The 23,867-nt window shown below is 59.5% G+C and carries 12 protein-coding genes; 9 read left to right on the forward strand and 3 right to left on the reverse strand.

Going from position 1 to position 23,867, the window contains the following annotated elements:
* Positions 1-34: 34 nt before the first annotated feature.
* From rsfS to NMA52_RS07720, 4 genes are all read left to right on the forward strand, one after another.
* A complete protein-coding gene (rsfS, locus tag NMA52_RS07705) occupies positions 35-427 on the forward strand; it encodes a ribosome silencing factor (RefSeq protein WP_254827082.1) in 393 nt (130 codons plus the stop codon).
* Positions 428-492: 65 nt separating this feature from the next.
* Positions 493-2,484, forward strand: coding sequence for an ATP-dependent zinc metalloprotease FtsH (gene ftsH, locus NMA52_RS07710; RefSeq protein WP_254827083.1), 1,992 nt, complete (start codon positions 493-495; stop codon positions 2,482-2,484).
* Between the two features lie 134 nt (positions 2,485-2,618).
* Positions 2,619-5,186: a sigma 54-interacting transcriptional regulator gene (locus tag NMA52_RS07715; protein WP_254827084.1), complete on the forward strand. Its 2,568-nt coding sequence runs from the start codon at positions 2,619-2,621 to the stop codon at positions 5,184-5,186.
* A 181-nt stretch (positions 5,187-5,367) separates the two neighbouring features.
* The gene (locus tag NMA52_RS07720; RefSeq protein WP_254827085.1) at positions 5,368-9,597 is read left to right on the forward strand and encodes a two-component regulator propeller domain-containing protein; all 4,230 of its coding nucleotides are present in this window, start codon (positions 5,368-5,370) and stop codon (positions 9,595-9,597) included.
* A 13-nt stretch (positions 9,598-9,610) separates the two neighbouring features.
* On the opposite strand, the gene NMA52_RS07725 is transcribed toward NMA52_RS07720, so the two are convergent.
* From NMA52_RS07725 to NMA52_RS07735, 3 genes are all read right to left on the reverse strand, one after another.
* Positions 9,611-10,480, reverse strand: a complete 870-nt coding sequence (locus NMA52_RS07725; protein ID WP_254827086.1) for a family 16 glycosylhydrolase — start codon at positions 10,478-10,480, stop codon at positions 9,611-9,613.
* Between the two features lie 5 nt (positions 10,481-10,485).
* Positions 10,486-11,628, reverse strand: a complete 1,143-nt coding sequence (locus NMA52_RS07730; protein ID WP_371930950.1) for a glycoside hydrolase family 117 protein — start codon at positions 11,626-11,628, stop codon at positions 10,486-10,488.
* 107 nt (positions 11,629-11,735) lie between these two features.
* Positions 11,736-12,863, reverse strand: coding sequence for a peptidylglycine monooxygenase (locus tag NMA52_RS07735; protein WP_254827088.1), 1,128 nt, complete (start codon positions 12,861-12,863; stop codon positions 11,736-11,738).
* A gap of 142 nt (positions 12,864-13,005) precedes the next feature.
* Between NMA52_RS07735 and NMA52_RS07740 the strand changes: the two genes are divergently transcribed.
* The 5 genes from NMA52_RS07740 (at position 13,006) to NMA52_RS07760 (ending at position 23,863) form a co-directional block, all read left to right on the forward strand.
* Complete coding sequence (locus NMA52_RS07740) at positions 13,006-14,022, forward strand: zinc-binding alcohol dehydrogenase family protein (protein WP_254827089.1); 1,017 nt, start codon at positions 13,006-13,008, stop codon at positions 14,020-14,022.
* A gap of 430 nt (positions 14,023-14,452) precedes the next feature.
* Entirely contained in the window at positions 14,453-17,650 is a 3,198-nt protein-coding gene (locus NMA52_RS07745) for a DUF1553 domain-containing protein (RefSeq protein WP_371930951.1), read from the forward strand.
* Positions 17,651-17,654: 4 nt separating this feature from the next.
* Positions 17,655-19,106 carry a DUF1501 domain-containing protein gene (locus tag NMA52_RS07750; RefSeq protein WP_254827091.1) on the forward strand — a complete coding sequence of 484 codons (1,452 nt, stop codon included), beginning with the start codon at positions 17,655-17,657 and terminating at the stop codon, positions 19,104-19,106.
* Positions 19,107-19,246: 140 nt separating this feature from the next.
* Complete coding sequence (locus NMA52_RS07755) at positions 19,247-22,285, forward strand: TonB-dependent receptor (RefSeq protein WP_254827092.1); 3,039 nt, start codon at positions 19,247-19,249, stop codon at positions 22,283-22,285.
* 12 nt (positions 22,286-22,297) lie between these two features.
* Positions 22,298-23,863, forward strand: a complete 1,566-nt coding sequence (locus NMA52_RS07760) for a RagB/SusD family nutrient uptake outer membrane protein (RefSeq protein WP_254827093.1) — start codon at positions 22,298-22,300, stop codon at positions 23,861-23,863.
* Positions 23,864-23,867: the final 4 nt, after the last annotated feature.

Genomic DNA, 23,867 nt, shown 5'->3' on the forward strand with positions numbered 1-23,867 from the left:
GTATTTGCTACCTTCATAATCCTAAAATGTCGATTTGAATACATCCACCAAAGCCGCGCGTACGGCCGTCAGTCCGAAGATGGAACAGCGGCTCGACGTCATCCTGGACAGCATCCGGGACATCAAAGGTAAGAACATCGTCCGCCTCGATCTGCGGAAGCTGGACGATCGCCCAGCGGAGTTCTTCTTCATCTGCGAGGGGGAATCCACCACTCAGGTTCGGGCCATCGCGGAAAACGTGCAGAAGCGCATGAAGCAGGAACTGGGTGAGTACACCAAGAATACGACCGGTTCCCGACCGGCCAATTGGGTCTGCCTGGATTTCTTCGATACGGTCGTCCACGTATTTTACCCCGAGACCCGGGCCTTTTACCAGATCGAGGATCTGTGGAGCGACGGAGTCGCGACAGAATTCGAGAGCCTGTAGAGGCCTTCCGCCAAAATATGTGTAGTCAGCCAACGAAAAGCCGGTCCGCACGTTAGCCTAAAGATATGAGCACAAACAATCAGAATTCCAACCCCGAGGGTTCCGGTGGTCCTAAGTTCCAGAGCTACTGGATTTATGCGATCATGTCCGTAGTCCTCCTGGCCCTCGTGCTGACCAACTGGGGTACCGGTGCTTCCAGCGAGATCGATCTTAATCGCCTCAATTCCATGATCAAGGACGAGGCCATCGAGAGCATCAAGCTGGTCAACAACGACCGGGCCGAGATCTTCATCAAGGAAGAGAAAAAATCCGAGACCCAGTACAAGGACGCCGCTCCCGAAGGAATGGGCGGTGCTCGCTACGACTACTACCTGGAGGTCACGGACCCCACTTCGTTCAATAACTTCGTCAACGCCGCCTACGAAGAACTCGACGTGCCCTTCGCCGACCGCGTCCGCGTCGACGCGGAAAAACGGACGGATTACCTGGGCAATGCCCTGCAGTGGCTCCTTCCCCTGGCCGTGATCGCCTTCATCTGGATCATTCTCATGCGCCGACTCGGCAGCGGCGGCGGCGGTCCCGGTGGCCAGATCTTCAACATCGGCAAGTCAAAGGCCACGCTGTTCGATCAGAACAGTAAGGTAAACATCACTTTCGCCGACGTTGCCGGCCTCGACGAGGCCAAGGAAGAGGTCATGGAAGTGGTTGACTTTCTGAAGAATCCCAAAAAATACACCGCACTGGGCGGAAAGATCCCCAAGGGTGTACTCCTCGTAGGCCCTCCCGGCACCGGCAAAACGCTGCTGGCCAAGGCGGTCGCCGGTGAAGCCGGCGTGCCTTTCTTCACCATGTCAGGCTCCGACTTTGTCGAGATGTTCGTCGGGGTAGGCGCCTCCCGGGTACGGGACCTCTTCAAGCAGGCCCGGGAAAAAGCCCCCTGTATCATCTTCATCGACGAGATCGATGCCATCGGTCGGGCCCGTGGCCGCGCCAATATGCAGGGCGGCAACGATGAGCGTGAGAATACTCTCAACCAGCTGCTGGTCGAAATGGACGGCTTCAGCACCGATAAGGGCGTCATTCTCATGGCCGCCACCAACCGCCCCGACGTACTCGATTCAGCGCTGCTACGTCCCGGTCGCTTCGACCGGCAGATCGGCATCGACCGCCCGGATCTCAAGGGCCGCGAAGCCATCTTCAAGGTTCACCTCAAGACGATCAAAACCAACGAAACGGTTACGGCCGATGTACTGGCCGAAATGACGCCGGGCTTTGCCGGTGCGGAGATCGCCAACATCTGTAACGAAGCCGCCCTCATCGCCGCGCGGCGCAACCAGGACAGCATCGGACTGGACGATTTCAACTATGCTCTCGACAAAGTGATCGGTGGCCTGGAGAAGAAGAACAAGCTCATCTCGCCCGACGAGAAGAAGATCATCGCTTACCACGAAGCCGGTCACGCGATCTGTGGTTGGTACCTGGAACACGCCATGCCCCTGGTGAAAGTGACCATCGTACCCCGCGGGGTCGCCGCCCTCGGGTACGCCCAGTACCTCCCGAAGGAACAGTACATCACCCGCACGGAACAGATGCTCGATATGATGTGCATGACCTTCGGAGGCCGCGCCGCCGAAGAGGTGGTCTTCAACCAGATCAGTACCGGAGCGCAGAATGACCTTGACAAGGTTACTAAGATGGGCTACGACATGATCACCGTCTACGGAATGAACCCCGAGGTAGGTCAGGTCAGCTTTTACGGAATGAGCCGCGATGTCTATCAGCGTCCCTACTCCGACGACACGGCTACCCTGATCGACGATCAGGTGAGGGCCTTGCTCCAGGGCCAGTACGAGCGCGCCAAGAAACTTTTGCAGGCCAAGCGTTCCGAGGTGAACAAGCTGGCGGAAGCACTTCTCGAAAAGGAAGTACTGAGCCGCAAGGACCTGGAAGAGCTTATCGGTCCCCGTCCAGCCGACGCGGAAGAGGGCTACCAGGAATGGGCCGGCGTGGTGGACAATTCCCACGACATGGACAATAACGGCGTAATTACACCTTAGTACTTTACCGCCCCCCCGAACACGAAGGCCCCGTAATACGTTTACGGGGCCTTTTTCCTTAGTTAGAGAATTGTGTGGGTTTCTGAGTATCTTCACGGAGCTCACATCTCAAGTACTGCTGATCATTGATGACCTTGGCTGATAACGCTCCACCCGTTGACGCACTACTGCAAATCCACCAGGATGCCTTCGATCTCGTAACCGAGGGCGTCTTGTGGGTTGACGTAACGGGCCGGGTCCAGTACGGCAACGAGAGCGCGGCCAGCATTCTCGGGTACACCCGCAACGCGCTCCTGAAGGCCAGCTATTTTGAGATCAACCCCCACTTCAGCATGATGGGGTGGAAGAAGTTCTGGAACCGGTTGCAGGAGAACCAGAGCGAGCGACTCGATACGGAATTCGTCAACCGCGACGGCAAGCTGTTCAGCATCAAGGGGCGGGCCGGCTTCGATATCTACAGCGTCGACCCCGAACTGTGTATCGTCATCTTCCGGTCGACGGAAGGCGGCAAGCGGGACGCCGACCTGCTGGAGGCGGTGCAGACGGACGGCAAGATCGGAGCCTGGGAAGTCAATCTGGCGACCAATCAGGTGTTTCTGTCGCCGCTGATACGCGAGTGGTTGGCTCTCTCCGAGGATCGGGTCTTTTATGGCGCTTCCGAGTTCCTCTCTATAATTCAGTCCTACCTGGTAGAGGAGGCTTACGAAGGCATTCGCGCAACGTATAAGGACCTACGCCGTTCGGCCTGCAAGGTGGATTCCGTGCTCTCGCTCCGCACGCCCACCCTCGACCGGAAAACGGCCCCCACGAACTTCATCGTGCGGGCGCGCTCGGTAGAAAACGAGCTGGAAGTTTATAAGGTGTACGGCACCCTCTGTCTGGAGGATGCCGCCAAACAGGTGATCGAGGATCGCACCGTGCACGAGGAATTGCTTCAGTTGGCCGTCGACCGTCATCCGGACGCCGTGTACATCATTTCCTCCGAAGACCGGAGGGTAATTTATGCCAACGGAAGGGCGGTGGAGATGACCGGTTATTCCCGGGATCAACTTCACGGGCTGGCCGTCTCCCAGCTCTCCGGACTAGGCCACGAGGAAGCGTCGCACATCTACCGGCGGGTACGCGAGGAGCGGTACGTAGAAACACAAACCAACACTTTTCGTAAAGACGGCAGTCCCGTTCCCTCCCACTCCCGGCTGTACCACTACCAACGGGAAACGAAGGAATACGTACTCGTGGTTACGCGTGATCTGAGCCAACAATCCGAGGACACCGAAAACGTTCAGCTTTATTCCACTACGCTCGACGTACTGCAGGAATGGGTGGTCTGGCTCAACAGCGCCGGAGAGATCGTGCTGCTCAACGAGGCTGCGCGCAAAAAGCTCCGCCGTAAAACTAGTCGTACCATTGAGGGCCTACACATCTCGGAAGTGATGCCCGACCTGTCCATTCCGAACCTCGCGGACGTCCGTCAGGAACGCATCGACAACCGCAATCGCCCGGCTACCGAATACCTGTTCTCCACGACCAGCGGTGACGACCGAACGCTGAATATCCGTTTCGCCCAGGTGGAAGCCGGGGCCCAGAGCTTTCTTTGTCTTATTTGCCGGGATGTCACCACCCAGCAACTTAACCGGCGGAAACTGGAAAAGACCAAGCGCCGGGTGGACGAACTGACGAAGCAGCTCCAGAGCGAAAACGAGACCCTGCGGGAACAGATCGAGCAGGTCAATACCAGTGGGCCCATCATTACGGTATCCCGTAAATACCAGGAAACCCTGGCCCAGATCGCCCAGGTCTCGGATACCGACGCGACCGTACTGGTCACCGGCGAGACCGGAACCGGTAAGGAACTTCTCGCGCAGTCCATTCACAAATTCAGCGGTCGTAGCCGCAAGCCCCTGATCAGTGTAAACTGCGCCGCCCTGCCGGAAAACCTGATCGAGAGTGAGCTCTTCGGCCACGAAAGGGGGGCCTTCACGGGGGCACACATGCAGAAGAAAGGGAAGTTCGAACTGGCGGATGCGGGTACCATCTTCCTCGACGAGATCGGCGAATTACCCCTGGATATGCAGGCTAAGCTATTGCGGGTGCTGCAGGAGGGGGAAATCCAACGCATCGGATCTACCGAATCCATCAACGTTGACGTTCGCGTCGTCGCGGCTACCAACCGGGATCTGGAGCAGATGATCAGTGAGGGCAAATTTCGCGAGGACCTGTTTTACCGCCTCAACGTGTTCCCGATCCATAACCTCCCCCTGCGCGAGCGTCGGGAAGACATTCCGGTACTCATCAAGCACTTCACCAAAGTGTACTCCGACCGGATGGGGCGCAACATCACCCACATCAATCCCCGGGATATGGAACAGCTGATGGCCTACGACTTTCCGGGCAACGTCCGCGAGTTGATCAACCTGGTCGAACGGGCCGTGATTACTTCCCAGTCTTCCACCCTCAACCTCAGCGCCAGCCTGCGTGCCCTGCGCCGTCCGGATCGCAACGGCGAAAGCCAGGTCCTGTCCGGCGATAAGATCATTCCTTTCGAGGCGATGCAGAAGCAGTACATCATTGCCGCCCTCAAGCGGACCAATGGCAAGGTTACCGGTCCCGGAGGAGCCGCCGAACTGCTCGACCTCAACGGTCGGACCCTCATGTCGAAGATGAACAAACTGGGCATCAACCGGAACAAGTTCACGTCCTAGGTACGGTGGCCTATAACGTATGATTCGCAATTGGTAGGATTTGGGTTTATTCCCTCCCCCAGCCCCCCTGTCTTCCCACCGCCGTCAGAAATTGGGTATCATTACCAATTCCATTTCCGGCGGTCCGTACGGGGATTCAGCCCTTCCCCCCTTCGGCAGCACCGCCCCCTCAATCCACGATATGGCGACCGTAATCCGTTTCGGCATTCTAGTAATCTGGCTTACGTGCCGCCTGCACGCCCAGCAGGCACCGGGCTACTTCGATCACCTCACCAGCGAAAACGGACTAACGGAAAATCACGTTAACGCCATTCACCAGGATGAGCAGGGGTATCTATGGTTCGGCACCTTCGATGGGCTGAACCGCTACGACGGCTACGATGTCGTCAGCTATAAGCCCGACCCCAATCGATCGAGTACGCTCAGCGGTCTGCTGATCTTTGCCCTCACCAGCGACCAACAGGGCAGCATCTGGATCGGAACTACGGGTACGGGACTGAACCGCTTTGATCCCCGGTCGGCGACCTTCGAATACTACGGTCCGGAAGACGGCCGCCCGCATTCTTTGGTGAGCAATACGGTACAGTCACTACTTACCGACAGTCGCAACCGCCTGCTGGTGGGAACGGATAAGGGCGTAAGCATCCTTGATCTGAACGATACGATCGATGGCCCACCGGCGTTCACCAACTACCAAATCAACGGACTGGGATCGCGGATCGAAAAGATCTTCGAAGACCGCGACGGGGGCATCTGGCTCGGCACCGAGCATGGGCTCTACAAAATGGTCGAATCGCCAAACGGAGGGGTTCAGTTCGTTCGCTACAGTCTTCCCACTCAGGATGACCGACACCTGAGTATCAACGACATCGTTCAATCGAGGGACGGACAAATGATCGTCGGCGGCAACCTCGGCTTATTCTATCAGGTGCGGTCTCCGGGAAGCACGGATTTCGTGAAGGCGGAGGACTACAACGTAACCTCCATGATCCTGGATCCCGCGACCGATCACCTGTGGGTGGGCACCACCCAGGGTTTACGCGGCCTGGTAGTAGGTCGCTTCGGGGACGCCCCCCGCGCCGAGATGTCTTTCGTTCACGTTACCGCCGATCGCCGGAGCCTGAGCAACGACAATATCACCGCGGTTTATTTGGATCACTCCGGTATGCTCTGGATCGGCACCTTTGGTGGGGGGGTCAATAAATTCGATCCCCGGGGCAAACGGTTTTTCCAAATTCAGCGCATTGATGAAGACCACAGTTTATCCAATAACGGAGTGCGGGCGCTTTATCAGGACAAGAGTGGCGGGGTATGGGTAGGCACCGTCGGTGGAGGATTGAACTACAGTGAGCAACAACTCCAGGCCGGCGCCGAAGCCCGGTTCCGAACCATCAGTCCGCCGGGCCGGGTGTACAGTATTCTGGAAGTGGACAATAGGGCCGGTCATCGTATGTTGCTCGGCAGTGATTCCGGGCCGGGACTGTTCGAGATCGACCTGCGCACCACTCCCTACGTGGCCCGGCCCATCAGGAGTATGAACCGGGCCGTCTTTTCCCTCCTCGAGTCAAACGACGGCACCGTATGGTTAGGCACTTACGCCGGTGGTCTCCACCGGTGGGTTCCCCGCGACGACGGGACCTACGACAAGACCACTTTCCGTAGTGAACCGGGCACGGGGGGGCTGCCGAGCGACATCATCCGCAGTCTGCTGGAGGATCGGGCGGGTAACTTGTGGATCGGTACCGCGGACGGGCTCGCGCGCATCAGTGCCGACTCCCTCCATCTGGACGATCCATCCTTTCGGGTATACCGGAACGTGCCGGGCGATACCTTGACCCTGAGCCACAATTACGTTCTTCCCCTCTTCGAAGCCAGTAATGGCTCCATCTGGGTCGGAACCTTCGGGGGTGGCCTGAATCGATACGTGCCCGCCTCCGAGGGCAGGGCCGATCACTTCGAGCACGTCGATGAGCGGGATGGCCTCCGGAGCGGGGTGATCAAAGCCATCCTGGAGGACGGTGACGGTCAGTTGTGGTTTTCCTCCAACATGGGGATCACTCGGTATACGCCTCCCACGGGCGATCTCGTCCACTTCGATTACAGCGACGGACTGCAGAGTAACGAATTCCAGGAACTGGCGGCGGTACGCCAGCAAGACGGAACCCTCATATTCGGCGGAGTTAACGGACTGAACCTGTTCGATCCGGCCATCATCAAGGCAAACACCGTTCCGGCAAAGCCCATCATCACGGAGTTGAACATCGGTAACGAGACGGTAGGCATTATGGATACGGTGAACGGCCGGGTCGTACTCGAACAGAGTATATCCCACACGGATCGTCTGGACCTTACCTACCGCCAGAACAGCATTTCCTTCAAGTTCGCCGGCCTCCACTTCGCCTCTCCGGGCAAGAACAGCTTTGCCTACCGCTTACGGGGGTTCGACGACGACTGGATCCACACGAACGCGGATCAGCGGATGGCCACTTATACCAACCTGCCCTACGACGACTACGTATTCGAGGTGAAAGCCGCGAACAGCGACGGGGTTTGGAACGAGACACCGGCCGCAATCGCGGTATCGATCGCCCCCCCCTTTTACGCCACCTGGTATGCCTTCGTCCTTTACGGACTGGGCTTCCTGGCCATGATGTACGCCGTGCGCCGGTATTCCATCATTGACGCGGAGGAGAAGAACCGCCTGCTCATCAAACGAGTCAGCCAGGAGAAGACCGAGGAGCTTAATCAGTTGAAGCTCCAATTCTTTACCAACATCAGTCATGAATTCCGCACCCCCCTCACGCTCATCACCAGTCCCCTGGAATCGCTGATCCAAAACGGGGAAAATATACCCCCCCTGCGGCGCGATCAGTTCTACCATTTGATGTACAAAAATTCGAAGTACCTGCTGCGACTCGTGGATCAGCTACTCGATTTCCGCCGGCTCGACCAGGGTCAAATGCCCTTACAGGTCCGGAAATCGGATATTGTGAGCTTCGTCGACGAGGCTACCGCTCCCTTTGAATTTTTGGCAACCAAGAAGAACGTCACCTACTCCATTCGGGCGGAAGAGTCGCCGATTACCACCTGGTTCGATCCGGACGTACTGGAGAAAATCCTCTTCAATCTACTCTCCAATGCCTTCAAGTTCACCCCTTCCGGCGGTGAGGTTCGCCTGACAATTCGCAAATCGAACGCCAACGATCGCCACTTTAAAACCCACCTGGATACCTACGGCGCCGTCTGCATCAGCGTAATGAACACCGGCCCCGGCATTCCCCGCCGGCAACTGAGACGCATCTTCGATCGCTTCTATAAATCCACGACCGAAGGTTTGCAAAACCGGGAGGGTGCCGGCATCGGCCTGGCCTTCACTAAAACCCTGGTAGATCTTCACCACGGCTTGATAAACGCCGAGAGCGAAGTGGGTCAACAGACAACCTTCCACGTCCGCCTGGCGCTGGATAAGAACCACTACTCGAAGAGCCAGATCGCCCAATCCTCCGCCACCAGCTACGTACCCCAGTCCGATCCGGTAGACTATTTCATGCCCGACGAGAATCTGCCGGAGGAAGAACTTAACAGTCTGCAGTTGAACAAATTACCTGCCGCTCGCCGTGGTAACGATGCTGAAGAAGAAAGTCCTTTACTGCTTTACATCGACGACAACAGCGATCTGCGCAATTTCATCCGCCAGGGTTTCGCCAGCGATTTTCGGGTTATCGCGGCCGACGGTGGCGCGGCCGGCATCGAACTGGCCAAAACTTCACTGCCCGACATCGTGATCTCCGACATCATGATGCCGGAAGTCGACGGTATGCAGGTACTGGAAGCCCTGAAAAACGATCCCCGTACCAGTCATATTCCCGTGATCATGCTGACGGCCAAGGATACCGAAGAGAGCGTGGCCGAGGGCCTGGGGTATGGCGCGGACGGTTACGTGACCAAACCCTTCAACCTGGAACTGCTGCGGCAACAGATCATCAACATCGTCAATTTCCGGGAAGCCCTGCGCGCGCGCTTCCGCCAGGAGGTGATCACCTCGCCGAAGGAAGTGACCGTCACCAACGCCGACGAAGAGTTTTTGCAGCAAGCCATGGACATCGTGGAGGAAAACATGTCGAATACCGAGTTTTCGGTCGAGCAGCTCGTCCGCGAAATGAGCGTATCCCGCAGCAAACTTTACCTTAAACTCAAAGCACTGACCGGGCAGTCCAGTAGTGAATTCGTCCGCACCATTCGCCTGAAACGGGCCGTACAGTTGCTGGAAGACAGCAACTACTCGGTGAAGGAGGTGATGTTCATGACCGGATTCAATACGGCCTCCTACTTCTCCAAGTGCTTCAAGCAGCAGTTCGGCATCGTGCCGAGCGAGTATATGCGCAAGAAGCGCGAAGATGCCGAGGCCTGAGTAGCTCCGGACGCTACTCCCGTGGCCGGTAAGCCCTGATCCAGTCCACGAGCATCACGTTGTTCTTATCGTCCGCCAGTTCCGCGTCCGTGGCTACGATTCCCTTGTCCGAGCGCCAGGCGTGGTCTTCCGTATCGATGATGAGGTACATGGCCCGATCGAGCCCTACTCCTTCGGGATCATCCTGTGGTGTCAGCCTGAGCCGGCGCACGAGTTGGCCGTCGATGTAAAAGTCTACCTTCCAGGGGTCGATCCAGTAAGCTCCGAACCGGTGAAAATCCTTGCGGTAAGGTACCTTCCCGGCCAGCGCGTGGTGGGATTGATCGTTCCAATTTTCTAGGATGTGGTTGTCCGCGTCCCGTACGAAGATGTGGTGGTTGTTGGAGGCGTGGGTAGCGAAGTAGTGTTGATTGGGACGGTCACCGCCGTAAATTTCCAGAATGTCCAGTTCCCGCCGGTCATCCTCGCTCAGCAACCACAGGTTGGAAGAGAGCACCTGATTGCTGACCTTTATGCTCGCTTCGATGAAGATGGGATAGGAAACGGGGGCTCGGGAAGTAATCACGCCGCAGTACACCCTTTCGGTGCCCTCCTTACGGGAGGCCCTGATGATCAGATGGCCATCCGCCACGTCCGAGTGCCCCGCGTCCCATTCCGTGAGCCCCGGCCCGTTCCAGGAATTAAAGTAGGTATCCCGCCAACGTTTCGTGAACCGCCGTCCCTTGCCCCGGTAGTGGAAGCTATCGGAGAGCGTCTGGATAAGCGCCCATTCCTTGCCGGGTCCGGCGACGGCCGGTACCGGGATGCCTGACCAATCCTGGGCTCCGGCCGTGCCAACCGGGAAAAGTACCGCGATCAGTACGTAGTGCAGTATCCATCGCATGCGTTCTATCTTCTGGCTTCCCCCTTGGCTACGTGCTGTTCCTTCCGCCGACCCTCGAAGCGACGGATGTACTGGTAATCCCCGTTTGCGTACTGGTGAGTCAGGCCCCACTCCATGATCTTCAGGGGATCCTCCTCACTCTGGTTGGAGCGGACCAGTCCGATGGCGTGGGGAGCTCCGGGTATGGCGCTCATGATCTCGAAGTTGATCCCGTCGGGTGCCCACTGAATCGTATTCTTTTCGAAGCCGTCGGTGGTGATCAGGGAAGCGATTCCACCGTTGTAGTGCCAGACGCAAATTTCGTGGCCGCTGTTGCTGATGGGGTTGTAGGGCGACTTAACGTAGGGCCCCAGCGGATCGTCAGCGATGGCCACGCCGTGCCGAATTTGGCGACCGCCGAAGGTGATGGCCTCCCCCATCTGTTCACCCTTGTAGTAGAGGTAAAATTTGCCGTTGTACGCCATCAGGCACGGATCGTGCACCTTGTGGCTATCGAAGTCTCCCTTTTTTTCCACGGCAAAGCGATTCTGCTCCTCCCCCTTCCAGATGCCGTTGTCGGCCGGACTCAGGATCGGCTCCTCCAACTTGGTCCACGGTCCGTCGGGGCTATCCGACCAGGCCAGGCCGACCTGATTCTTTACGCGTACAGTGTAGGGCGACTTTACGGTTTGGTAGGTGAGGTAATATTTCCCGTCGTAGGGCAAGCATTCGACCGTGAACACGGAGCGATCATCGTAAGCTCCGGGCTCACCGCGACCGACGGCCATTCCCTGCTCCTCCCAGGTCCAGCCGTCCTTACTGGTGGCGTACCAGATGTCGCAGCGATCCCAGGGGAAGACCTTCTCCTTATCGATGTCTCCCCCGAATCCCTGCGTCGGTCCGGTACTGCGGGAGTACCACACGTAGTAAGTATCCCCGACCTTGATCACCGCGCTGGGGTCGCGGCGCACCACCCCCTCCTCGTAGGCGAGATCGCCCTTCAGGTCCATGGTTTTATACTCCAGGAACCATTCGTTGCTACGACCCTCCTTCGGCCACTGTAGGGCACGTTTACTGGCCGCGCTGAGGTGTTCCGGGTCGGTGATGCCGAGAAAATCAATGTCGTCCTGGCTAGGCTCGGGGGCGCTGGAAAGGTCGGTTTGTTGCATGTTCTGGCAGGAGGACAGCAGTAGTAAGAGGGAAAGGATGCGGTATAGCATGAGTAAGGTATGTTGACTGTTAGGGTTGTATCGGCGCTTCCGACGACAGGAATCGCTCACACTCGCTCGAGTTTTACGGGGGGCGTACGGTGGGCGTTCCACTGGCAGACGTAGACGTTCTCGTCCCCATCCACGCAGACGTCGTGGCCGTTATAGAAGGTCCGGGCGGCGTCCTGGGCCACGGGCTGTAGTTGATCGTTTTCGTACACGGGTCGTTCTCCTCCGGGGCAGGAAACAACGCGATCGTCGCGGTCCATTACCATCGTGAATCCGGTCTGCCGCAACCAGGGCTGCTCGCCTCCCTCGCTGAAGTCGTGGCTCCAGCACACCCCGGCGTAAACGTTCTCACCGTGGATGACGGGACGGCAAATTTGCAGATTGGCCAGGTCCACCGTTTTGATCCACTTCCCGTCAAGGGTGAAGTACTTGTATTCCTTCGTCGAGCGGCTGGTGACGAGCAGGCGGGGACCGGCCGGGTCGCGGGAGTCGACGGCTATACCGTGGGCATTGTGCAAATCATAGTTCTTGTCGGCATTATCGTGGCCGCCGAACTTGCGGATGAACCTTCCCCGCTGATCGTACTGCAGGATATAGTCGGAGCCGTAGCCGTCGGCGATGTAGATGTCTCCGTTGGGCGCCACGGCAGTTTCGGTGGGTTGAAAGGGCATTCCCGGTTCGTACTCTCCGATGCCCTGCGGGTGGCCGATGCTGAAAACGAGTTTACCATCCACCGTTAACTTAGCGACGTAGCCGTTCTGGCGGATCATGGTGCGACCGTCTTTCCGGCTGCGCATCCAACCGCTTTCGCTGACGTACAGCATATCCTCGCCCCCCTCGTCGACCAGCGTCAGACCGTGACCGCCGGGCCAGTACGTCCCCCAGGAGTCGACCACTTTGCCGGATTTGTCGAACACGATGATGTTATTGCGCGGGTCATCGCCGATCATGATCAGTCGTCCCTTGCTGTCCGTCACCATTTCGTGGCAGTTGTCGAGGAAGGTGGTGAAGGGATTGATCTGCGCCCAGTCGCGGTGTACGCGGTAGCGGTAATTTCCGTGTCCGATGAGTTCTTCCATACTGCTTGCTTGCTTGCGGTGCTTACTTCCGATGGCGAAGGCGGGAGCGGTGACCAGCGCGGTGGCCAGGGTCATGCCGGTCTGGACAAACGATCTTCGGGAAGCCATACATTAGGTAGGTGGGTAACTCCAGCAAGGTAGCCGTAAGGATGGCGCCGGCCCTATCACGGAGGTACAAAAGCGTGCCACGTATGATCGGAGGGTCGTTTTTTCGGCGGGGACGCGGGTGCAATGTCTTTTCTTGCAAGCCATGAAGTACATCGTTTGCCAGGAACCCGGCCGCTTTGAGCTGGGTGACCGTCCCGAACCCGCGGCAAAGAGCGGGGAGGCCCTGCTGAAGATTCACCGCGTAGGCATCTGCGGTACCGACCTGCACGCCTACTCCGGTAATCAGGCCTTCTTTACGTATCCGCGCATCCTGGGCCACGAGCTTTCGGCCGAGGTCGTCGAGATCGGCCAAAATTCGCAGGGACTTACGGCCGGCGACCGGGTCATCATCATGCCCTACCTGAGTTGCGGCAAGTGTGTCGCCTGTCGTATGGGTAAGACCAACTGCTGCCAGAACATCCGCGTGCTGGGCGTACACACCGACGGCGGTATGCAGGAATATATTACGGTTCCGACCAACGTGCTGATTCCCGCCGGTAACCTGAGTCACGACGAGATCGCCATTGTCGAACCGCTCGCGATCGGTGCCCACGCCCTGCGGCGGGCCGGTGTGGAGCAGGGAGAAACCATCGTCGTAGTCGGCTGCGGTCCGATCGGCATCGGCCTGATGGCCCTGGCGAAGTTGGTAGGCTGTACCGTCGTCGCCCTTGACACCAATCAGCAACGACTCGATTTCGTTCGTGATGAGATTGGCGTCGACCATGCCTTCAGTGTACTGGAAGACCCGGTCACCGCGGTAGCGGAAGTAACCGGCGGCGACCTGGCAACGGCGGTCTTCGACGCTACCGGCGCCCAACGCGCCCTGGAAAGCGGGATCGATTATATGAGTCACGGTGGCCGTTACGTACTGGTCGGCCTGAGTAAGGGAGAGCTGACCTTTAATCACCCCAAAATTCACGCCAAGGAAACCACCCTAATGTGCAGCCGTAATGCCACCTTCGACGATTTCCGCTGGGTCAAGGAAAGCCTGGAAAGCGGCAAATTTCCCACCGATAAGTTCATTACCCACTCCGTCTCCTTCACCGACATGATCGAGCGGTTCGACGGCTGGCTGAAGCCGGAAAGCGGGGTGATCAAAGCGGTAGTGACGTGGGAGTAGCGGCCACTTTAGCGGCCACTTTAGCGGCCACTGTAGCGGCCACTTTAGTGGCCAAGCTGCTAGAACTTACGGGCAGCGGGACGGCTGTAAGCCGTCGCTACACGGTGACTTGAGGGGCCAAGATGCCGGGTAGTGCAGGCAGCATGACGGCTGAAGCCGTCGCTACACGGTCGCTTGAGGAGCCAAGATACCGGGTAGTGCAGGCAGCAGGACGGCTGTAAGCCGTCGCTACACGGTCGACTTCGTGACCAGGCTGCCGGGTAGTGCAGGCAGCAGGACGGCTGTAAGCCGTCGCTACAGGGTGACCGACCGTGTAATGTGGGCTAGGTACGTCAGCGTGTAGCAAAAAACAGGAGTAAATTCATTTGAAGTAGTCTTATAAATACCCGTGGTAGGGCGGCCCTGCCGGACCCCGTAAATTAGGGGCATGATGAGATTGCTCTGCTTCGCTGCTCTTGCCCGGTTGCTCTGCTCCTGCGGACCCGCCCTCCCCGATGATGTGGAGATGGCCTACGCCGAACTGCCGGAAGTACTCGATTACAATTTGCACGTCAAGCCGGTGCTGTCCGACAAGTGCTTTGCCTGCCACGGCCCGGACAAGAATACCCGCTACGCCGACCTGCGCCTCGACGTCGCCGAAGCGGCCTACGCCCGGGCCATCAAACCGGGTAAGCCCGGGAGCTCGGAATTGGTGCACCGTATCCTCTCCGATGATCCGGCGCTCGTTATGCCGGAAGCAAAGGCCAATATTCCCCTCTCCGCCCGCGAGAAGGCCATCCTGGTGAAGTGGATCGAGCAGGGGGCCGAATACCGCGACCACTGGGCCTTCAGTGCGCCGGTCCGGCCCACTGCCCCGACTGCGGACGAAAGCGAATGGAATACCTCGCCGATCGACCAGTTCGTACGCCGTAAGCAACGGGAGCACGGCTTTGGGTTCGCGCCGGAGGCACCCCGCGATCTGCTCCTGCGGCGGCTTTCCTTCGACCTGACCGGCCTGCCCCCCACTCCGGAAGAAACGGCGGCCTTCGAAGCGGATTCCTCTCCGGATGCTTACGAAAAGCAGGTCGACCGCTTACTGGCTTCCCCCCACTACGGCGAGCGCATGGCCGTGCAGTGGCTCGACCTGGCCCGCTTTGCCGATACCCACGGGTATACCGTCGATCGCTTCCGCGACATGAGCCCCTACCGCGACTGGGTCATTCAGGCGCTGAACCAGAATATGCCCTACGATACCTTCGTCACCTGGCAGCTGGCGGGCGATCTGCTACCCAACGCTACCCGCCAGCAGCGACTGGCCACGGGTTTCAACCGCCTGCACCCCCAGAACCTGGAGGGGGGGATCATCGAGGAGGAATTCCGCAGCGCCTACGTCTCCGACCGGACCGACGTACTGGGTACCGGCCTACTGGGCCTTACCCTGGCTTGCGCGAAGTGCCACGACCACAAATTCGACCCCATCTCGCAGCGCAATTACTACGAGATGTATAGCTTCTTCAATAACGTCGACGAGGCGGGCCTGATCCCCTGGGACGGCGCCACGCCCTCACCCCGCCTGGAGTTGCCGACGGAGCGTCAGGATAGCATCATTACCTACCTGAAGCAGCTGGAGCGCGAACAAGAGGAACAAGTAGACCAGATCGCGCGCAACAATGCCGATCGTGTACGGGAGTGGATCGCCAGTCACGGCTACCAACGCCTGCGCCCCAGCCCGGGACTACAAGCCCACTACAAGCTGGAGGACGGTCGCCTCGCGAACGCCCTGAATCCCTCCCAGCGCGGAAAAATGGACCGTCAATTTTCCAACGACGAGGTTCCCGAACTGGTGGAGGGGAAGAGCGGCAGGGGGTTACGCCTGAACGGCGACGCCTGGCTGGACCTGCACCCGGTGGGTATTTTCTCGCGGGACGAACCGTTTACGATCGGCCTGTCCGTAAAGCTGCCCGAAAAGCTGAAGACCGGCTTCATCTTCCACAAGGGCCACGGCACCCGACTGCACGCCGAGCGGGGCTATCACCTCAACCTCGACTCCACGGGACTGCAATTGCTGATGGCCCACGTAAATCCCGGCAACTCGATCGTCGAATTCGCCAAGGTCGACCTGCCGCGGGAGGAATGGCTTCAACTCACCGTTACCTACGACGGCAGCAGCACCGCCGCCGGCTACCGGCTTTACCTGAACGGCGAGGAACTGGCCACGACCGTAAAAAACGACGACCTCACCAAGGACATCATTTTTCACAGCATGACGGACCCCATTTATTCCGCCCCGATCGAGCCGGGACTGCAGATCGGAGCCCGGTGGCGCGGCAAGGGCATTGGCGGGGCAACGGTGGACGATATTCTGGTCTACGACCGCGAACTGACGGCGCTCGAAGTCCTGCGAATCGCGGACGAGTCAGCAATCGAAGCTCTGCGGACAACCGCCCCGGCCCAACTCGACAAAGCTTCGCGGAAGGCGCTGATGCAGTACTATACCGCCCTGGAAATACCCACCTACCGTGAATCGCTCGCCGAGCTGCAGCAGACCCGCGGGGCGCTGGTCGACTCCATGGAACCGGTAAAGGAGGTCATGGTCATGGCCGAAATGGATACGCCCCGGCAGGCGTACATACTCCGTCAGGGATTGTACAATGCCCCCGCCGAACCGGTAAAGACGCGGACGCCCGACTGGCTGCTGCCGATGCCGGAGAACGCCCCGAAGAACCGGCTCGGACTCGCGCAGTGGATGTTTGCCCCCGGCCACCCCCTCACCGCCCGGGTGGCGGTCAACCGCTACTGGCAGCAGTTCTTCGGCCGGGGATTGGTCAGGACCGCGGAGGACTTCGGCAACCAGGGCGAACTGCCCACCCACCCCGAATTACTCGACTGGCTGGCCGTGGAATACCAAGAAAACGGCTGGGACACCAAGGCCCTGTTGAAGACCATCGTGATGTCGCGCACCTACCGGCAGTCGTCGGTGACGCCGGAGGAGCAGCGACTAGCCGACGTGAATAACGTGTGGCTGGCCCGCGGACCGGCCCTGCGGCTGACCGCCGAGATGATTCGCGACAATGCGCTCTTCGCCAGCGGTCTGCTGAACACCCGGATCGGCGGACCTAGCGTCAAGCCCTACCAACCGGAAGGCCTCTGGAAGATGAACAACGCGGAGTACGTGCAGGACATGAACGACGACCTCTACCGACGGAGCCTCTACGTATTTTGGAAACGGACCGTGCCCCACCCCACCCTGGCCACCTTCGACGTGCCGAACCGCGACGAGTGCACCGTGCGGCGGCAAAAGACCAACACCCCTCTACAGGCCCTGGTCCTGCTCAACGACCCGGCCTTCGTGGAGGCCGCCCGTGCCCTCGGCGAACAGATTACCGGGGCGAACGAACCCGAGCAGGCGATCAGAACGGTATTTACCCGATTAAGCGGCCGCCAGCCGGTGGAGGAAGAACTCCACGTACTCCAGCAAGTACGCGAAAACGAGCACCAGAAATTCCTTGATTTCCCCGCTAAAGCTACCGGCTGGCTCACCGCGGGAGACAGCGAACCGGACGGAACTCTCGACCGGTTGCAACTGGCCGCCGACGCGGTGCTCGCGAGCGTCATCATCAACTCCGACGCCGCCATCACAAAACGATAATCCCATGGCCCTGCAAGACCTCTTCGGCGTAAAGCAAAAATTCGACCGCCGCGAATTTCTCACCCGCTCCTCCCTCGGTATTGGTGCCATGGCGCTCGGTAGCCTGATGAAGGCCGAGGCACCCTTCCAGGTCGACAATCCGCTTGGGGGGCTACCCGGGCTTCCGCACTTCGCGCCCCGGGCCAAGCGCATCGTGTTTCTCTTTCAGAGCGGTGGCCCGTCGCAGTTCGAAACCTTCGACTACAAGCCGAAGCTGGAAGAAATGCGCGGCCAGGACCTCCCGGATTCCATCCGCAAGGGACAACGCCTTACCGGAATGAGTGCCGACCAGTCGAGCCTGCCGATTGCCCCCTCCCTGTATAAGTTTCAGCAGTACGGGGAGAGCCGCGCCTGGGTAAGCGAACTGCTGCCGCATACGGCCGAAGTGGTCGACGAGCTGTGCTTCGTGAAGAGTCTGTACACCGAGCAGATCAATCACGATCCCGCCATCACCTTCTTCCATACCGGCAACCAGCTTCCGGGCCGGCCGAGTATGGGGTCGTGGATGAGCTACGGCCTGGGGTCCCTCAATGACAACCTACCCACCTTCGTGGTCCTGCAGTCTAAAAATTCCGGAGGACAGCCCCTGTACGCCCGTCTCTGGGGCAACGGCTTTCTCCCCACCCAACACCAAGGGGTACAGTTCACCTCCGGCAAGGACCCGGTCCTGTACCTCAACGACCCCGAGGGTTACGACGGTGCCGACCGCCACCGCATGCTGGGCTACCTGAACGAGCTGAACGACGTGCAGAAAAGCACCTACGGCGACCCCGAGATCGACGCCCGCCTGAGCCAGTACGAAATGGCCTACCGCATGCAGAGCTCGGTGCCCGAGATCGCGGACATGAGCGACGAGCCGGACCATATCTTCGACCTGTACGGTCCCGATAGCCGCAACCCCGGCACCTTCGCCGCCAACTGCCTGCTCGCCCGGAAGTTGCTGGAAAAAGACGTGCGCTACGTACAGCTTTATCACCGCGGCTGGGATCAGCATACCCACCTGCCCGGCGGCATCAAGAACCAGTGCAAGGCCACCGACCAGGGTTCGGCCGCGCTGATCAAGGACCTGAAGCAGCGCGGCCTGCTGGAAGACACCCTGGTGATCTGGGGGGGTGAGTTCGGGCGTACCGTATACAGCCAGGGAAAGCTGACCGCGACGAATTACGGGCGGGATCATCATCCCCGCTGCTTTACCATGTGGATGGCCGGCGGCGGCGTGAAACCCGGCTTCACCTACGGCGAAACGGATGACCTGAGCTACAACATCGTGCGCGATCCGGTCCACGTACACGACTTCCACGCCACCATTCTCCACCTGTTCGGGGTAGACCACGAGCGACTGACCTTCAAACACCAGGGGCGGCGGTACCGGCTCACGGACGTACACGGGCACGTCGTGAAGGATCTGATCGCCTAAATCGGGGATTTACCGGCTCTTTTCGGGGGATAGAAGGCAATTAAACCATTCGTGCTAGTCTAAAACCGATGCGTTGGGCATGCGCCTGCGCATCGCCGATACCTTGGTGACGATTCTTTACTCTCCTAGAAGTTGATCGTATGAAACAGTATTCCTTAGCGGGGTTATTCGTAATCCTATTCACCCTCCTCGGCGGAGCGGGGCTAAAGGCCCAGTCGCTCACTGTCACGGGCACCGTCGAAGATGCCGACGGTCCGCTTATCGGGGTCAGCATCATGAAGAAAGGTACGTCGAGCGGCACCGTCACCGACCTCGACGGCGGCTTCACCATTCAGGCCGAGCCGGAAGACATCCTGGTTTTCAGCTACATCGGCTACGGCACCCTGGAGGTGCCCGTCGGTGACCAGCGACAACTGCAGATCACCATGGACACCGACGCCAATCAGCTCGACGAGATCGTGGTGGTTGGCTACGGCTCCCAAAAAAAGAGCGACCTGACGGGCGCGGTCAGTCAGGTATCCGGCACCGAGTTGGGGAAATTTCCCGTTGCCAACGCCACGGAATCCCTGCAGGGCCGCCTGGCCGGTGTTCGGATCGAATCGGCCGGCGGCGCGCCGGGAGCGGGCGCTTTCGTAACCATCCGCGGCTCCGGGACCCTGTCGAACGCCCAGCCCCTGTACGTCATCGACGGCATTCTGACCGGTAGTATGGACAACCTGAACCCCGCCGACATCGAATCGGTATCCGTACTGAAGGACGCCTCCGCCAGTGCGATCTACGGTTCACGCGCCGCGAACGGCGTGGTCATCGTCACCACCAAGAAGGGAAGCCCCAACGGCGGCCTCACCATCGAAGCCGACCTGAGTGCCGGCGTGCAGTCGGCCATTAACCGCATCGACTGGGCCAACGCCGGCGAGTACGCCCTCATCCGCAACCGCGCCAACGATAACGACGGTACCAACCGCTCGCCGGCCAACGACGTCGATTTCGACCCCACCGTCGACACCGACATTCAGGACCTCAGCCTGCGCACCGGGGCCATCTACAATACCGGGCTACGCCTTTCCGGCGGATCCGAACTGTTCACCTTCAGCGTTTCCGGCAACTACCTGGACGAAACCGGCGTCGTGCGGGAATCGAGCTACAATAAGGCCAACGTGCGCGTGAACTCCACGTTCACCAAGGGGCGTTTCCGCCTGGAGGAATCCATCGGCCTGACCCGGACCGAGAACAACCCCAACTACTACTTTAACAGCGAGCGGGACATCCTGCCCACGGCCGCCTTCCGCAATCCGGACTTCGAGGGTGGCTACGCCGCTACCTCCGACCCGTCCGGCTCCACGGCCATCCACGGGGTGGGCAACATGCGGAACTCCCTGGCCCAGGCCATTCTGGAGGACCGGACCATCACCAGCAACGGCCTCCTCGGCAACGTCGCCGCTTCCTTCGAAATCATCGACGGACTGACGTACAAACTGAGTGCCAGCTTGGACCAGGGAAACACCAATAACTACCGCTTTACGCCAACCTATTTCTTCAACGCTACGGCCGTGGGGCGGCAGAACTTCGCCGAGCTCAACGAAACCAACAGCGAGTTTACCAGCACCATCATCGAAAACACCCTGAACTACGAGCGCGAGCTGGCCGGGCGTCACCGTATCAACCTGCTGGCCGGTTACACCCGACAGGTATCCACCGGACGTACGCTGGGGATCGTGGCCCGCGATTTCCCTTCCAACAGCATCCGGGTCGCCTCTACCGCCCAGAATCTGGCTTCCGCCCCGTCGTTTGAATTTAAGTCGGCGCTCTTGTCCAGTTTCGGTCGCGTCAACTATGCCTACGACGACCGCTACCTCCTGACGGCTACCCTGCGCCGCGATGCATCTTCCCTCTTCCGGGAAGATCTGCGGGCGGGGGTCTTTCCTTCGGTAGCCATCGGCTGGAACGTCGGCAAGGAATCCTTTTTCAACGCGGACGGGTTCATCAACGATCTCAAACTGCGGCTCAGCTACGGCGAGATCGGCTCCAACAACACCCAGGCCTACGAGATCGACCCGGTCCTGAATCTGTTCGGAGAATACCCCCTCGGCACGAACCAGACCCGGCGTACGGGATACTCCGTCACCAAGGGCGTAAACGACGCCATCAAGTGGGAAACCACCACGACCACGGATATCGGGATGGAGGCCTCCTTCCTCGATAGTCGGCTATCGGTCACGATGGACTACTTCATTAAGAACACCAACGACATCCTCGTCCGGCTCAGCATTCCCCGCTTTACCGGCTTCGATAACGACCCGACCTTCAATGCCGCCAGCATCCGGAACAAGGGCTTCGAATTCGGCGCCAACTACGGCAAATTCACCGGAGACTTCAACTGGAGCCTCGGCGCCAACCTCACCCTTCTGGACAACGAAGTGACCGACCTGCCCTCCGACCCCATCGTCGGCGGACAGTTCACCTCCAACGGCCTGCGGAGCACCCGCACGGAAGTCGGCCAGCCCATCGGCTCCTTTTACGGATACGAAGTGGCGGGCATCTACCGGTCCGATGCGGAAGCCGCCGAAGACGGGCGGACGGACGCCCGGGCCGGGGACTTCAAGTTCCGGGACATCAACGGCGACGGCATGCTGACCGACGCCGACCAGACCTACCTCGGCAGTCCCATACCCACCTTCGAGTACGGGCTGAACGCCAACTTCTTCTGGCGCTCCTTCGATGCTACGCTGCTGTTCAACGGCGTAGCCGGAAACAAGATCCTGAATGCCAACATCTACCGGGGATACTTCGATACGGAAGGAAACTACCTGGCCGATGCCGTAAACGCCTGGACCCCCGAAAATTCCGGCTCCCGCGTACCCCGCAACACCCTGGTCGACCAGGCCTTCAACCGTCGGATGTCGGACTTCTATCTGGAAAGTGGCGCCTACTTCCGCCTGCGTAACCTGCAGATCGGCTACTCCCTGCCCGCCGGCCTGCTGGAGGGGACCAACGCCATCTCCAAAATCCGGGCTTACGTAAACGTACAGAACCTGTTTACCATCACGGACTACACCGGCTACTACCCCGAACCCGGGCGCAACAGCCGGGGCGGCACCAATATTTTCAACGCCGGCGTAGACGAATCCGCCTATCCCATGCCCCGCACCTTCATGTTCGGTCTTCAACTGGGCTTCTAAATCGATACCATCATGCATAGCACCATAAAGCAACTCTCCCGGCTCTGTATTGCCGCCACGGCCACCCTCGGGCTCGTCCTGCTACCCTCCTGCGACGAAGACATACTCAATCAGACCAACCCCAGCGCGATCACGCCCAACTCCTTCTACCAGACCGCGGACGACGCCGTCAAGGCCATCATCGGAGCCTACAGCCCGTTCACCGACATCTGGTACTACACCCGCATGAACATCTTCGCGACGGACTACCGCGATGACCTGGTGAACGGCTTCGGAACTTCCGAGCGCACCGATCCGGGACGCTTCGCCGCCGAATCCAATAAGAACATGGTCGCCTGGACCTGGGCCCCGGCCTGGAAAATCATCTCCCGCGCCAACGCCATCCTGGCCTACGTGCCGAACATCGAGATGGATGCGGAAGAAAAGGCCGCCATCCTGGCGGAAGCCCGTTTTCTCAGGGCCTATAACTATTTCTTGCTCGTACAGACCTACCGCAACCTGCCGCTGGTCACCGAACCCATCGATTTGGAGGAGGCCCGCACCGTGTCCCAGGTAGACCCCCAGCAGATCTACGACCTCATCATCGCGGACCTTAAGGCCGCTCAGACGGCCCTGCCCGCCCAGTGGCCCGCCGACCAAACCGGCCGCGCGACCTCCGGGGCCGCCACCGGTTACCTGGCCCGGGTATACATGTCGCAGCTCGACTACGTAAACGCCAGACCGGAACTGCTCAGGGCGATGAACTCCGGCCAGTACGAGCTGATGGCGGATTATGCCGACAACTTCGAAGAAGCGTCGGAGAACAATAAGGAGTCCCTGTTCGAGATTCAGCTCGTTTCCGACGGGAACTCCGGCTGGGGTGGTGACGCCCCGGGCGCGGGCAAGGGCGCCGGATACATGCAGGACATCGCGCCCCCACCGGCCTTCACCGGACAGGACGGTATGCGCATCAATCAGTGGGCCCTCGATCTGTTCCTGGACGAACGGACCGTGGATGGGCACGTCGATCCCCGGGCCTTCACCACGCTATTCTTCGACTCGGACGAAACCACGCCCTACCAGGGTCGGGAACTGGGTCCCACCATCTACGGCGGGCAAACTTATGACGAGGTGTTCCCGGGCTCCGACTTCGTTTTCAACAAGAAGTACCTCGACCTGGAAGCCGGATACACCACCGCTTCCCAGGGATGGCACTTCTCGGGCAATAACTTCCGTGTGCTGCGGTACGCGGACATCCTGCTCCTCTTTGCCGAAGCGGAGTTTCAGCTGAACGGCTCCACGCCGGAAGCCCTCGCCGCCATCAACCAGGTACGGGCCCGGGCCAATATGCCCGCCTTCACTATCATCACCATGCAGGACATTATGGACGAGCGCGTCAAGGAACTCAGCATGGAGCGGACCCGCTACCAGGACCTGCTGCGGTGGGGGCTGGTCGAGGAGCTTATCGTCAACCGCCCCGGCGTCAAGTCGGAAAGCGGGGGCACGGGAGCCTACCGCCCCGGCCGTGAGTACTTCGACATTCCCGACAGCGAACTGAATAACAATCCGAACTTCAAGCACAACCCCGGATACGAATAACTTA

Origin of the sequence: Lewinella sp. JB7 (genome assembly GCF_024297185.1) — a bacterium.
GTDB lineage: Bacteria > Bacteroidota > Bacteroidia > Chitinophagales > Saprospiraceae > Neolewinella.

Coding starts and splice junctions, on each gene's coding strand:
- ftsH (WP_254827083.1), top strand. CDS start 493: ATGAGCACAAACAATCAGAATTCCAACCCCGAGGGTTCCGGTGGTCCT.
- NMA52_RS07720 (WP_254827085.1), top strand. CDS start 5,368: ATGGCGACCGTAATCCGTTTCGGCATTCTAGTAATCTGGCTTACGTGC.
- NMA52_RS07725 (WP_254827086.1), bottom strand. CDS start 10,480: ATGCGATGGATACTGCACTACGTACTGATCGCGGTACTTTTCCCGGTT.
- NMA52_RS07730 (WP_371930950.1), bottom strand. CDS start 11,628: ATGCAACAAACCGACCTTTCCAGCGCCCCCGAGCCTAGCCAGGACGAC.
- NMA52_RS07735 (WP_254827088.1), bottom strand. CDS start 12,863: ATGGCTTCCCGAAGATCGTTTGTCCAGACCGGCATGACCCTGGCCACC.
- NMA52_RS07740 (WP_254827089.1), top strand. CDS start 13,006: ATGAAGTACATCGTTTGCCAGGAACCCGGCCGCTTTGAGCTGGGTGAC.
- NMA52_RS07745 (WP_371930951.1), top strand. CDS start 14,453: ATGAGATTGCTCTGCTTCGCTGCTCTTGCCCGGTTGCTCTGCTCCTGC.
- NMA52_RS07750 (WP_254827091.1), top strand. CDS start 17,655: ATGGCCCTGCAAGACCTCTTCGGCGTAAAGCAAAAATTCGACCGCCGC.
- NMA52_RS07755 (WP_254827092.1), top strand. CDS start 19,247: ATGAAACAGTATTCCTTAGCGGGGTTATTCGTAATCCTATTCACCCTC.
- NMA52_RS07760 (WP_254827093.1), top strand. CDS start 22,298: ATGCATAGCACCATAAAGCAACTCTCCCGGCTCTGTATTGCCGCCACG.